At 43.3% G+C, this 12,723-nt stretch carries 8 protein-coding genes; 6 read left to right on the top strand and 2 right to left on the bottom strand.

Features of this window, described 5'->3' with window-relative positions; genetic code table 11:
- Positions 1-166: 166 nt before the first annotated feature.
- Positions 167-1,651, bottom strand: coding sequence for a membrane-bound lytic murein transglycosylase MltF (mltF, locus tag OCU28_RS08655; RefSeq protein WP_390623770.1), 1,485 nt, complete (start codon positions 1,649-1,651; stop codon positions 167-169).
- 309 nt (positions 1,652-1,960) lie between these two features.
- Between mltF and purL the strand changes: the two genes are divergently transcribed.
- Together purL and OCU28_RS08645 are read left to right on the top strand one after the other, a co-directional pair.
- The gene (purL, locus tag OCU28_RS08650) at positions 1,961-5,854 is read left to right on the top strand and encodes a phosphoribosylformylglycinamidine synthase (RefSeq protein ID WP_261815809.1); all 3,894 of its coding nucleotides are present in this window, start codon (positions 1,961-1,963) and stop codon (positions 5,852-5,854) included.
- A 198-nt stretch (positions 5,855-6,052) separates the two neighbouring features.
- Positions 6,053-6,589: a DUF3332 domain-containing protein gene (locus OCU28_RS08645; RefSeq protein WP_261815808.1), complete on the top strand. Its 537-nt coding sequence runs from the start codon at positions 6,053-6,055 to the stop codon at positions 6,587-6,589.
- A 60-nt stretch (positions 6,590-6,649) separates the two neighbouring features.
- On the opposite strand, the gene OCU28_RS08640 is transcribed toward OCU28_RS08645, so the two are convergent.
- The gene (locus OCU28_RS08640) at positions 6,650-8,122 is read right to left on the bottom strand and encodes an aminoacyl-histidine dipeptidase (RefSeq protein WP_261815807.1); all 1,473 of its coding nucleotides are present in this window, start codon (positions 8,120-8,122) and stop codon (positions 6,650-6,652) included.
- A 995-nt stretch (positions 8,123-9,117) separates the two neighbouring features.
- On the opposite strand from OCU28_RS08640, the gene OCU28_RS08635 reads away from it, so the two are divergent.
- From OCU28_RS08635 to crl, 4 genes are all read left to right on the top strand, one after another.
- Positions 9,118-10,410 carry an NCS2 family permease gene (locus tag OCU28_RS08635; RefSeq protein WP_261817468.1) on the top strand — a complete coding sequence of 431 codons (1,293 nt, stop codon included), beginning with the start codon at positions 9,118-9,120 and terminating at the stop codon, positions 10,408-10,410.
- A 30-nt stretch (positions 10,411-10,440) separates the two neighbouring features.
- A complete protein-coding gene (gene gpt / locus OCU28_RS08630; RefSeq protein ID WP_261815806.1) occupies positions 10,441-10,905 on the top strand; it encodes a xanthine phosphoribosyltransferase in 465 nt (154 codons plus the stop codon).
- A gap of 89 nt (positions 10,906-10,994) precedes the next feature.
- The gene (gene frsA, locus OCU28_RS08625) at positions 10,995-12,233 is read left to right on the top strand and encodes an esterase FrsA (protein WP_261815805.1); all 1,239 of its coding nucleotides are present in this window, start codon (positions 10,995-10,997) and stop codon (positions 12,231-12,233) included.
- A gap of 103 nt (positions 12,234-12,336) precedes the next feature.
- A complete protein-coding gene (gene crl / locus OCU28_RS08620; RefSeq protein ID WP_261815804.1) occupies positions 12,337-12,720 on the top strand; it encodes a sigma factor-binding protein Crl in 384 nt (127 codons plus the stop codon).
- Positions 12,721-12,723 lie beyond the last annotated feature (3 nt).

Genomic DNA, 12,723 nt, shown 5'->3' with positions numbered 1-12,723 from the left:
ATCTCCATGATTACGAGGTTAGGCAATGTTGTTGTTTTCATTGCTTAACTATATATAGACCATAATTGTGAACGTTATATGAACCTATATATATGCTCGAGGTGATATTTTCAATATGCGTCATTAAAGCTAAAAATTAAACTGTGATCGCTACCATCTTTATTGTTTAAGGAGTGCTCGTTTGTGAGCTATCAGTCTGATTAGCTGATGATTCAGGCGTATTCACGGCCTGAATAACCTTTAATCCTTCAGTGCTGGTTTGTGTCTGTTTGTGGTCCCGTTTATCAATGTGCCCAATAATACTCTGATAATAGCGACGGATATTCTCAACGTAGTTGAGTGCCTCATCACCTCTGGCATAGCCATAGCGTGTATATTCGTAATACCCTTTTTTACGTAGCAATGGTAAACGCTCTTTTACATCACTCCATAGATTGGGGTTAGCACCTTGTGCTTTAGCGATGCGCCTTGCATCCATTACATGCCCATAACCCACATTGTATGAGGCAAGTGCAAACCAGATTTTCTCATGCTCGGTAATCGTGTCTGGGATGCGTTTGACGATTTTTCTAAGATAGGCAACGCCCCCTCGAATCGACTGTTCAGGGTCGAGTCGATTAGTCACGCCGACACTTTCTGCGGTAGGGAGTGTCAACATCATCATGCCGCGCACACCCGTTGGGGATTTAGCATAGGGATTCCAGTGAGATTCTTGATATGCCAGCGCTGCAACCAAACGCCAATCGAACTCTTCAGAGTGTTTCTTAAACAGCTGCTCCCATTTTGGAAGTTTACTGTCTAATGAACGCACAAAGGCGCGGGTATCGACATAGTCAAAATCTTGGATGTGTCCTAGGTATTTTTCTTCGAGTAGATGCAGTTCGCCATTTTGTTGGATATTGCCAAAGAATTCGATCACCAAGGCATAAAGGCTCTCATCACTGGTTTGTCGTAAATACCAAGAGGTGGGTTGATCCTCGGTAAGCTCAAATGCCAATGCTAGGTCTGGATAGATGCGCTGGGTTAGAGAAAGCTCGATGGAATCGGCGACAGTGAACAGTCGCTTACCTTCAGATACCTGTTTGAGTAGTTCATTGATATCGTAGCGATCGGTTGTTTCATACTTTATTTTAGTGTGAGTTTTGGACAGGTCAGCTAAGGTATGCTCAAAGTGAGATCCCTTTACTACAGTCAGCATTTCACCACTATCGATAAGCTGTTGTAGGTTTCTTGGGCGCCATGTGCCTTTCTTATAGACAACCTGCTGACTTACGTAGTAATAGGCAGGCCCTGGGCGAAACGCTTTTATTCTATTTGGTGCTTGGGTTAGTCCCGCTGCAATGATATCAATTTCCCCATTCTTTAAGGCAGGGAACAATTCAGATAGGCGATAGGCCGGCTTTATTTCGAGCTTAACCCCGAGCTCTTTTGCAAATTCAACAGCTAAGTCGTACTCCAGCCCTGTTGGACCGTCAGGACCTATATAGTATGAAAGCTGGTTATTTAGAGTACCAACTCGCAACACTCCGCGATCTTTTATTTTTTGCAATTCACTCTTAGAGTCTATTTCATATTGGCAGCCAGTTAGGGCAAACAAAACCAATAGTGATAGTGAAGATTGCAGTATCTTTTTGAACATCGACGTGCGCATGTTGTTGGAACTTCTCCTGCTTACAAGCTTAAAGTTCACCTTTATATCAAAGGCAGTACCTAGGTGAAAGAGAAACAAGCATAGCAGTGATGTTATTGGGAGGTAATTAGGGTTGATTGGTGGGTTAAAAAAAGTCAGAGGCAAATATTTGCGCAAACGGTTGCTTTTTGTGTTACTTCACAAAACAATTTGCTCTATAATACGCGAAAAATTAAAAGGTAATGCTGCAATAGCTTTAGTGGTTTACGTTTAACCAACTGAATATATTGGAATATTACTTTTAATCCATCATTTAAGAGACCTAAGCACATGAGAATTTTGCGTGGCTCCCCAGCTCTTTCTGAGTTTCGTGTTCAAAAACTTCTAGAACTTTGCCGTGAGCAAGGGCTTCCAGTGACAGGCATTTACGCTGAGTTTATGCATTTTGCAGATTTAAACTCAGAGCTCGATGACCAAGAACTAGCTAAGCTTGAAAAACTGCTTACCTACGGCCCAACTATCGAAGAGCACAAGCCTGAAGGTCTTCTACTTTTAGTTACACCTCGCCCAGGTACGATTTCACCTTGGTCTTCAAAATCTACTGATATTGCGAATAACTGTGGGTTAGAAAAAATTAAGCGCTTAGAGCGCGGTACTGCTTACTACATTGAATCTCAAGCCGAGCTGAATGCTGATCAGGTAGATGCCATTAAGGTACTTATCCATGACCGCATGATGGAAGCGGTTTTTGTTGAGTTTGAAGATGCAAGCGCACTATTTACTATCTCTGAGCCAGCACCGCATACCGTGGTTGATGTTCTAACGGGTGGTCGTGAGGCCTTAGACGAAGCAAACATCTCCCTTGGCCTTGCATTGGCTGAAGACGAGATTAGCTACCTAGCTGAAAGCTTTACCAAGCTTGGCCGCAACCCAAACGATATCGAATTGATGATGTTTGCTCAGGCGAACTCTGAGCATTGTCGCCATAAGATCTTTAATGCAGGCTGGACTATTGATGGTGTTGAACAAGAAAAATCTTTGTTCAAAATGATTAAAAACACCATGGAAACCACCCCTGATCACGTTTTATCTGCTTATAAAGATAACGCGGCAGTAATGAGTGGTTCTACTGTGGGACGCTTCTTCCCAGACCCAGATTCTCGTCAATATAACTATCATAACGAACAAGCGCACATCCTGATGAAGGTTGAGACGCATAACCACCCAACGGCTATCTCTCCATGGCCGGGCGCTTCTACTGGCTCTGGTGGTGAGATTCGCGATGAAGGCGCAACTGGTATCGGTGGTAAACCTAAAGCGGGTCTAGTGGGTTTCACCACTTCTAACTTGCGTATCCCTGGCTTTGAACAGCCTTGGGAAACCGACTTTGGTAAGCCTGGTCGCATTGTAAATGCCCTTGATATTATGCTTGAAGGCCCACTAGGTGGCGCGGCATTTAACAACGAATTTGGTCGCCCGAACCTACTTGGTTACTTCCGTACTTATGAAGAGAAAGTAACCTCACATGCTGGTGAAGAGATCCGTGGCTACCACAAGCCGATCATGATCGCTGGTGGTATGGGTAATATTCGTGATGAGCACGTACAGAAAAAAGAGATCCCAGTCGGTGCTAAGCTGATTGTTCTCGGTGGTCCTGCTATGAACATCGGTCTTGGCGGCGGCGCAGCCTCTTCTATGGCTTCTGGTCAATCAGCTGAAGATCTAGACTTTGCTTCTGTACAGCGTGAAAACCCAGAAATGGAGCGTCGTTGTCAGGAAGTTATCGACCGTTGTTGGCAGCTAGGTGAGCAAAACCCAATCGCGTTCATCCACGATGTGGGTGCTGGTGGTATCTCGAATGCACTTCCTGAGCTGGTTGACGATGGTGAGCGTGGTGGTAAATTCCAACTACGTAACGTACCAAATGATGAATTAAGCATGAGCCCACTTGAGATCTGGTGTAACGAATCTCAAGAGCGTTATGTAATGGCGGTCGCGCCAGAGAATATGGAAGTATTCGAAGCTATCTGTAAGCGTGAACGCGCACCTTTTGCCGTGGTAGGTGAAGCAACAGAAGAGCGTCATCTAACCCTAGAAGACTCACACTTCGACAATACCCCAATTGATATGCCAATGGATATCTTGCTGGGTAAAACACCTAAGATGCACCGCGATGCTAAGACCTTGAAGGTGGATAGCCCAGCAATTACTCGTGATGGTATTGAGATAAATGATGCCGTTGAGCGTGTATTGCGTTTACCAACGGTTGCAGAAAAAACCTTCCTTATCACAATCGGTGACCGCTCGGTAACGGGTCTGGTTGCGCGTGATCAAATGGTTGGTCCATGGCAGGTGCCAGTGGCAAACTGTGCGGTAACAGCTGCAAGTTATGACACCTATCATGGTGAAGCAATGTCTATGGGTGAGCGTACTCCGGTTGCTCTTCTTGATTTTGGCGCTTCAGCGCGTCTTGCGGTAGGTGAGTCTCTTACTAATATCGCAGGTACTGATATCGGTGATATCAAGCACATTAAATTGTCTGCAAACTGGATGTCTCCAGCGGGTCACCCAGGTGAAGATGCCGGTCTATATGAAGCGGTAAAAGCGGTGGGTGAAGAGCTGTGTCCTGCGCTTGGTTTGACGATTCCAGTTGGTAAAGACTCAATGTCTATGAAAACTAAGTGGAATGAGAACGGTGAAGATAAAGAAGTTACCTCTCCACTGTCATTGGTTATTACTGCCTTTGGTCGCGTAGAAGATGTTCGCAAGACTGTAACCCCACAACTTCGCACTGATAAAGGTGATACCTCACTGGTGTTGGTTGACCTAGGTAATGGTAAGAACCGTCTTGGCGCAACAGCTCTAGCGCAAGTATACAAACAGCTAGGGGATAAACCTGCCGATGTTGATAATGCAGAGCAGCTAAAAGGCTTCTTCGATGCAATGCAAACCCTAGTACGTGATGACAAGCTTGTTGCGTATCACGATAAAGGCGATGGTGGCTTATTTGTTACCCTAGCTGAGATGGCGTTTGCTGGTCACTGTGGTCTGAAAGCGGATATTTCAGAGCTAGGTGAAGACGTATTAGCGACGCTGTTTAACGAAGAGTTAGGTGTCGTTGTACAGGTTAAGAACTCTGATTTGGATGCAGTTAAAACCGTGCTTTCGGCAAATGGTTTACAAGCTTGCTCACATGTTATTGGTTCAGTTGAAGCAAGTGACAACTTTGAAATATTTGCTAACGGCAATGCCATTATTGAGCGTTCTCGTACCGAGCTTCGTACTATTTGGGCTGAGACAACCCATAAAATGCAAGCACTACGTGATAACCCAGCTTGTGCAGACCAAGAGTTTGCAGCCAAGAAAGATAATAGCGACCCAGGTCTAAATGTAGCGCTTACCTTCGATACTCACGAAGATATCGCAGCTCCATATATTGCAACTGGCGCTAAGCCTAAGATGGCTATCTTGCGTGAGCAGGGCGTTAACTCTCATGTTGAAATGGCGGCGGCGTTTGACCGCGCTGGTTTTGATGCGGTTGATATCCACATGAGTGATATCTTAACAGGCCAAACTGTGCTTGATGAATACCAAGGCTTAGTTGCATGTGGTGGCTTCTCTTATGGTGATGTGCTTGGTGCTGGTGAAGGCTGGGCTAAGTCTGTTTTATTCAATGCTCAGGCTCGTGACCAGTTTGAAGGCTTCTTCAAGCGTGAAGAGACGTTCTCTCTTGGCGTGTGTAATGGTTGTCAGATGCTATCGAACCTGAAAGAGCTAATCCCAGGTGCTGACCTGTGGCCACGCTTTGTTCGTAATGAATCTGAGCGCTTTGAGGCTCGCTTTAGCCTAGTTGAAGTACAGAAATCAGATTCTGTATTCTTTGATGGTATGGCGGGCTCTCGTATGCCAATCGCAGTATCTCACGGTGAAGGCCGAGTTGAGGTTCGTGATACCGCTCACTTAGATGCGATTGAAGCGTCTGGTACAGTGGCAGTGCGTTACGTGGATAACCAAGGTAATGCAACGCAACAGTATCCAAATAACCCGAACGGTTCACCAAATGCGATTACAGGTCTGACTACCAATGATGGCCGCGTGACTATCATGATGCCTCACCCTGAGCGTGTATTTAGAACCGTAGCTAACTCTTGGGCTCCAGAGTCTTGGGGTGAAGATTCAGCGTGGATGCGTATGTTCCGCAATGCTCGTAAAAACGTTGGATAATCCAGCGAAATAATTGAGATATGTTATGAGCGCCTCTATTGAGGCGCTTTTTTTATGTGAGCGAAGGTAAGTGCTAGCTACTAATGTATAGCTTTGATTTAAAAGTAAAAAAAACCGAAAATTAAATGTAAAATTCGGAAGTTGTACTATTTTTATAATGTAAAACATATCTTTAACATTATAAAAGGGACGTATTTAATGAAAAAGTTTTGCATGAAGGCTGTAGGCATGGCAGTAGTAGCAGCTTCTTTATCGGGCTGTATTGGTAGTAATGCGGTAACCGGTTATGTAATGAAGTTCAACCTTGAGGTAGTTGATAACCGCTATGCTCGTGGTGGTGTGAACATGCTTCTAGCGCCTGTTTATGCACTTTCTGTGGCAGCAGATACCCTGATCTTCAACTCCCTTGAGTTCTGGACTGGTAAAAACCCCCTCAATGGTAAGCCGCATATCTTTGATACTAAAACCAAAACAATGATGAATATTAACGAATCTATCGATCCATCATTGCACGATGCACCGGTTGAACCGATTAGCATGCGTGAGGTACAAAAGAGCTCTTTTGAGGCGATTGACCAAAATACAATCCAGATGAATATTACTTATAATACGGGTGAGAAAGCGATTGTCACTGGTATTCGTGATGGTGAAAATGTTTCTTATTACTACAACGGTGAGTTGATGTCTCAAACGACTATTACTCAACTAGAAGCGATGAAAAACACTCAAGTTTAAATTGTTTATTGTATAAAAATGCCGAGCATTCATGCTCGGCATTTTTGATCTTAAGGGCTGTTACGCTTTTTTAGGGATGTGCTTTAATAGCGCAACCATTTGTTCCCAGAATAGATCAACGGTATCGATCTTTACCTTCTCATCAGGTGAGTGGGGGAATTTAATCGTTGGGCCAAATGACACCATATCCATGTTTGGATAAGGTTCTTTAAATAGGCCACACTCAAGACCGGCATGAATTACCATGATATTTGGTTTGTGACCATAGATGCCTTGGTACATATCACGGAATACCCCCATTATTTCTGAGTCTGCATCCGGCTTCCAGCCTGGATACGCACCAGAGAAGCTAATCTTGGCACCAGCAAGTGTGGCAACAGAACTTAGCATGCTCTCTACTTGTGAACGACCAGAATCAATTAGAGAGCGAATCAAGCATAATGCACGCACACTGTTTTGTTCGGTTGTAATCACACCAAGGTTTAGCGAGGTCTCTACAACGCCTTGGATGTCATCACTCATACGAATGACACCATTTGGACAAGCATTTAAAGCAGCGATCAATCTTTGTTGTGACGCCTTGCTAAATACTTGGCTATCGTCTTGGCTATCTTCGATAAAGCTAACAAGGTCGGTTTCAACACTACCGAGCTCGGCTTTTAGTATATCCGTGTATTGAGTAAATAGGAGCTCAAGCTTAGCTACATTTTCTTGGGGCAATGACACGCTAGCAAAGGCTTCACGAGGGATAGCGTTACGCAAGCTACCACCACGGATTTCAATTAATTGGATATCAAGCTGTTGTGCGTGTCCGGCTAAAAAGCGCGCCAGCAGTTTATTGGCATTGCCACGACCGGTGTGAATATCACAACCGGAGTGACCGCCTTTCAAGCCCTTAATAATAAGCTTTTTAGTGGTATTTTCACTGGCTGCTATTTCGCGCTCAATGCTGAAATTAAAGCCGGCATCGATACCACCGGCACATCCCATATACACTTCACCTTCTTGCTCTGAGTCGGTGTTGAGTAGGATGTCGCCATCAAGAAGCCCTTGCTTGAGACCGAAAGCACCAGTCATACCGGCTTCTTCATCTATGGTTAGTAGCACTTCTAATGGGCCGTGCTCAATGTCAGTTGAGGCAAGTACTGCCAAACATGATGCCATACCAATGCCATTGTCAGCACCAAGAGTCGTCCCGGTTGCGGTTACCCATTCACCATCGATATAAGGTTTAATTGGGTCGGTAGTAAAGTCATGCTCGGTATCTTCATTTTTTTGAGGAACCATATCTACGTGAGCCTGTAGAACTACTCCTTTACGATCTTCCATACCTGGTGTGGCAGGCTTTTTAATGATCAGGTTACCAACTTCATCAACCTTTACAGCTAGGTTTTGTGATTGCGCCCAGTTTGTAATGTAATCAGCTAATGCTTGTTCGTGTTTAGAGGGATGTGGGATAGAGCAAATTTTGTCGAATAAAGGCCAAATTGGATTATTAGTTTGGCGAGTAATTTCAGTCAAAAATTGAGACATGCGATACTCCTTCATGCTCGCAGGAAAAGATATTAATGCCTTGTTAGAACTGTGCCTAAATCAAGTTGCAGGCAGAATAGCACCGCTAAGTAGCATTTCACAGTGATTGAGATTCCATTAGTGGGTGAATCTATTAACTATGACGTTTTTGGGCGATGATTCGCCATATTTGTGGCTGCTCTCAGGCACTAAGTTCACGGTTTTTAGTTGGGGTTGGTTGTTTATTGAACGTTTTTTGGTTCGGTTATTTATTTCGACATTGAAAATAAATTACCAACCCAGGTGATAATCATGCCGTAGAAAGCAATGATCAATAAAAATACTTGTAATTAAATTACAGTAAAGGTATTATCTTACCATCAAATACAAAAGACGTATGCACTCCCCCTAATAGTACATAACGTTTTTTGTATTAATGCTTATTTTATGCATAAGTTGTTGTGAATAACTTATGTTAAAGGTTTGAATCATGATTATATGGCCCATTTGTTGAGCTATTAGTTATCATTCAAATTGATGGTTTCGTTTATCGAATCATAAAGCATGTGATTGAACCTAGGTTCACCCCCTCTTATGTTTGGAAATTTATTACTTATTTTGTGGCCGCACCTGTATGGAGCGGCTTTTTTTTGCCTAAAATTCAGGGATTTCAAGGTATATAACTAGTGCTGAGTCAGTAATGAACGGGTTTAGATAGGGATTTGATTTAAAGTGCTTGAATTAATAACTATAGATAAATAAAAGAGCGCTTTTCCGATTGTAACTTTATAACAAAGTATAAAAAAAACACATTAGATTAATAACGCCTTTTTTGATTTATATTAATTTAAAACAATGGCTTAAATATAGATTGTGAGAGGTTATATGGTAGTAGTCTAGATGAATATGCTGATAAATGGACGCTACAGTATGGTATTTCGTTATTGTTCTCTTTATAATTCTGCTCAATTCATATACGCAAACGTTTACTTTTATACTTTTTTAGGAATTTAATGATGCTGGAGAGGCTATTTAAACTGAGTGAGCACGGTACCAATGTGCGCACTGAAATCATTGCCGGAATGACCACCTTCCTGACAATGGCTTATATCATCTTTGTGAATCCAGCAATGCTGGCTGACGCTGGAATGGATCACGGTGCGGTATTTGTCGCGACATGTCTGGCGGCTGCAATAGGCTGTTTCGTCATGGGTTTCTACGCTAACTACCCGATTGCACAGGCTCCAGGTATGGGCTTAAATGCCTTCTTTACCTATGCAGTAGTTTTGGGCATGGGTCATACGTGGCAGGTAGCGTTAGCCGCTGTATTTGTTTCAGGTGTATTATTTATCCTGTTGAGCCTACTTCGCATTCGTGAGTGGATCATCAATTCAATTCCAATGTCCTTACGTACTGGTATTTCAGCCGGTATTGGCCTTTTCTTAGCCTTTATTGGTTTAAAAAATGCAGGCATCGTTGTTGCAAATCCGGCTACGTTTGTTTCTCTAGGGGATGTAACGTCACTGCACGCGGTGTTGGCAGCTCTAGGCTTTTTCATTACCATTGCTTTAGTACAGCGCGGTATTCGTGGCGCGGTGATGATTGCTATTTTAGTGGTCACTATCCTAGGTATTATCTTTGGTGATGTGCAGTATCACGGCATTATGGCTATGCCGCCGAGTATTGCCCCTACATTCCTACAGCTTGATTTCTCTGGTCTTTTTGAAGTTGGCATGATTTCTATCGTGTTTGCATTCCTGTTTGTTGACTTGTTTGATACCGCTGGAACTCTAGTCGGTGTTGCAAGCAAAGCTAACCTAATTAAAGAAGATGGAAAATTACCACGCCTAAATAAAGCACTGCTAGCTGACTCAACTGCAACCTCTATTGGTGCTTTGCTAGGTACTTCAAATACAACCTCTTATGTTGAATCAACAGCAGGCGTTGCAGCGGGTGGTCGTACAGGTTTAACCGCAGTAACGGTTGGTGTTTTGTTCGTACTGGCTTTGCTGTTTTCTCCATTAGCGGGTATGATTCCGGCATATGCGACAGCAGGTGCGCTATTCTATGTAGCAATCCTTATGCTTTCTGGTTTGGTGAACATTAATTGGGGAGATATTACTGAGGCAGCGCCTGTAGTAGTAACTTGCTTATTGATGCCTCTAACCTTCTCTATCGCTGAGGGTATCTCATTGGGCTTTATCTCTTATGCAGCAATTAAACTGCTAAGTGGTAAAGGACGTGAGGTTTCATTGAGTGTATGGATAATGTCTGCTGTCTTTATCCTAAAATTTGTTGTGGCTGGTTGATCCAGTCAGTTTAAAAATAGGTCGCAAGTTATGCCAAAAAAATACGTTATCACCTGGGACGAAATGCAGAAAAACTGCCGTGAGTTAGCTGCTCGTCAAATGCCTGCTGAACAATGGAAAGGTATCTGGGGTGTGAGTCGTGGTGGTTTAGTACCCGCTGCAATTCTTGCTCGTGAACTAGGGATTCGCTATGTAGATACTATCTGTATCTCTAGCTATGACCACGATCATCAAAGAGATATGACCGTTGTTAAAGCACCAGAGGGTGACGGGGAAGGATTCCTGATTGTTGAAGACTTAGTGGATAGTGGTGACACTGCACGTAAACTACGTGAAATGTACCCTAAAGCTAAATTGATTGCGGTATGTGCTAAGCCGTCAGGATCTGACTTACTAGATGACTACGTTGTAGATATCGCTCAAGAAACTTGGATCGAACAGCCTTGGGATATGCAACTTACTTACGTTGAACCGGTTAACCGTAAGCGTAAGTAGCGCCAACGCGAATTAAATAAATAAATGCCTCTATTTAGAGGCATTTTTTGTTTATGCTTAGAGGACCACGGTGCAACGTAACGTTTGTTATGGATGATCAAAAAAATAAGAACCTTTCAGAAACATTATTTGCTAAACATCACCAAGCTAAAGAGACCTCTAGTTTGGTGCAATATATGCCGAGCAGCGAAAGCATATTAGAGCTGCGACCTGAACATAAGTGGTATCGCAACCTTCGTCGCTTGCAGTGGATCTGGCAAGGGGTGGATGCGATTGAGCAAGAGCAGATATTAGCGCGAATTGCCTCTTCACCTAACTCGCGTACCAATGACGATGTGCTTGATACGGTTCTGGGTTTTCGCAAAGGAAACTGGGCCTACGAGTGGACTCATGTAGGGATGCAGCATCAGAAGCGAGCGTCACAATTACAGGGGGAAGAGGCATCTCTTGCGCTATATAAAGCCAGTCTTTATTTTAGTATCGCCGCTTATCCGCATATTCGAGGAGATAACCTCGCATCTCAGGCTCAGGTACTGGCCAACAAAGCGTATGAAGAAGCCTCCAAAAAAAGTCAGTACACCTTTAAGCAACTTAAAATCCCGTATCAAGGTAAGAGTATTGAGGCTAACTTGCATCTACCACACACAGATAGGCCGCTACCGGTGGTTATCGTATGTGGCGGGTTAGACAGCTTACAAACAGATATGTGGAAGCTATTTTTGGATTACTTAGCGCCAAATGAGTTTGCTATGTTGACCATAGATATGCCGTCGATGGGAAAAAATAGCCAGTGGTCATTGACCGAAGATGCCAGTGTGCTACATAAAGCCGTTTTGGACCATCTACCTGAAGTGCCTTATATCGATCATTGGAATGTGGGATTACTTGGTTTTAGGTTTGGTGGTAATGCCCTGATTCGTTTGAGTTTCTTAGAGCAAAAGAGAATCAAAGCCTGTGTTGCACTTGGTGCACCAGTGCACGATGCATTATCGAGCTCTGAGAAAATTAAAGGGATGCCGAAGATGTACCTCGATGTATTAGGGTCACGCCTTGGTAAAACTGCGGTTGATATTCAAAGCCTAGCATTACAGATGTCGGCATGGTCCTTAAAAATGCAGGGCTTGCTTGGCTCTAGAAAAACTAAGGTGCCGATTTTGGCGGTGTCATTAGAGGGAGATCCGATTGCACCGCATAGTGATAATCGATTGATTGCCTTATCTAGCCAGTATGGGAAAGCGGTACAAATACCTTGTGAGAACCTAAGCCAAGGGTACGAAAAATCATTAGATCTGGCTATAGAGTGGATGATCACCGAATTAAAATCGTGACAAATTTGTTAAATTGATAGAGTATGGCTTATGCATGCTACTGAATATGCATGTGATTTTCTGAATTTTTAATTAAACATAAATAGTAAATGGAGTTTTATTTATGTCTGAAAAGAAGCCTACCTATCATCGTTTAATTGCAAAACTTAAAGCGATTGGCCCTTATTTACGTGAAGGCGAGTGCGAGCCAAATTTTTTCCTGTTCGATTGTTTATCGGTCTGTGTTGATGATAAAAAATCCCCTGAGTGTCGAGAATTTTGGGGCTGGTGGATGAAGCTTGAAAAGCAAGAAAAGACCTTTATTGCCCGTTTCCATCATGGCAAATATAACGCTGAAGGGGAGTGGGATGAAGAGGCTCTACCAGAAAGCGCAGAAAAAGAAGTGATTCGCACGCAACAAGCTTTTTATTCAAAGGTAGAAGCATTGTTGCAAGAGCAGTTCGGTCTGAGTGTCGAACTACATCAAGACTCAGAAGTTATCGCTTAAAGC

It is taken from the genome of Vibrio gallicus (assembly GCF_024346875.1).
GTDB lineage: Bacteria > Pseudomonadota > Gammaproteobacteria > Enterobacterales > Vibrionaceae > Vibrio > Vibrio gallicus.
Note: the sequence above shows the minus strand (reverse complement) of the source record. Positions and strands in the feature narration are given on the sequence as shown.

Excerpts from the sequence above, each read along its gene's own strand:
- mltF (WP_390623770.1), bottom strand. The coding sequence starts at position 1,651 with ATGCGCACGTCGATGTTCAAAAAGATACTGCAATCTTCACTATCACTA.
- gpt (WP_261815806.1), top strand. The coding sequence starts at position 10,441 with ATGCCAAAAAAATACGTTATCACCTGGGACGAAATGCAGAAAAACTGC.
- OCU28_RS08640 (WP_261815807.1), bottom strand. The coding sequence starts at position 8,122 with ATGTCTCAATTTTTGACTGAAATTACTCGCCAAACTAATAATCCAATT.
- purL (WP_261815809.1), top strand. The coding sequence starts at position 1,961 with ATGAGAATTTTGCGTGGCTCCCCAGCTCTTTCTGAGTTTCGTGTTCAA.
- frsA (WP_261815805.1), top strand. The coding sequence starts at position 10,995 with ATGGATGATCAAAAAAATAAGAACCTTTCAGAAACATTATTTGCTAAA.
- OCU28_RS08635 (WP_261817468.1), top strand. The coding sequence starts at position 9,118 with ATGCTGGAGAGGCTATTTAAACTGAGTGAGCACGGTACCAATGTGCGC.
- crl (WP_261815804.1), top strand. The coding sequence starts at position 12,337 with ATGTCTGAAAAGAAGCCTACCTATCATCGTTTAATTGCAAAACTTAAA.
- OCU28_RS08645 (WP_261815808.1), top strand. The coding sequence starts at position 6,053 with ATGAAAAAGTTTTGCATGAAGGCTGTAGGCATGGCAGTAGTAGCAGCT.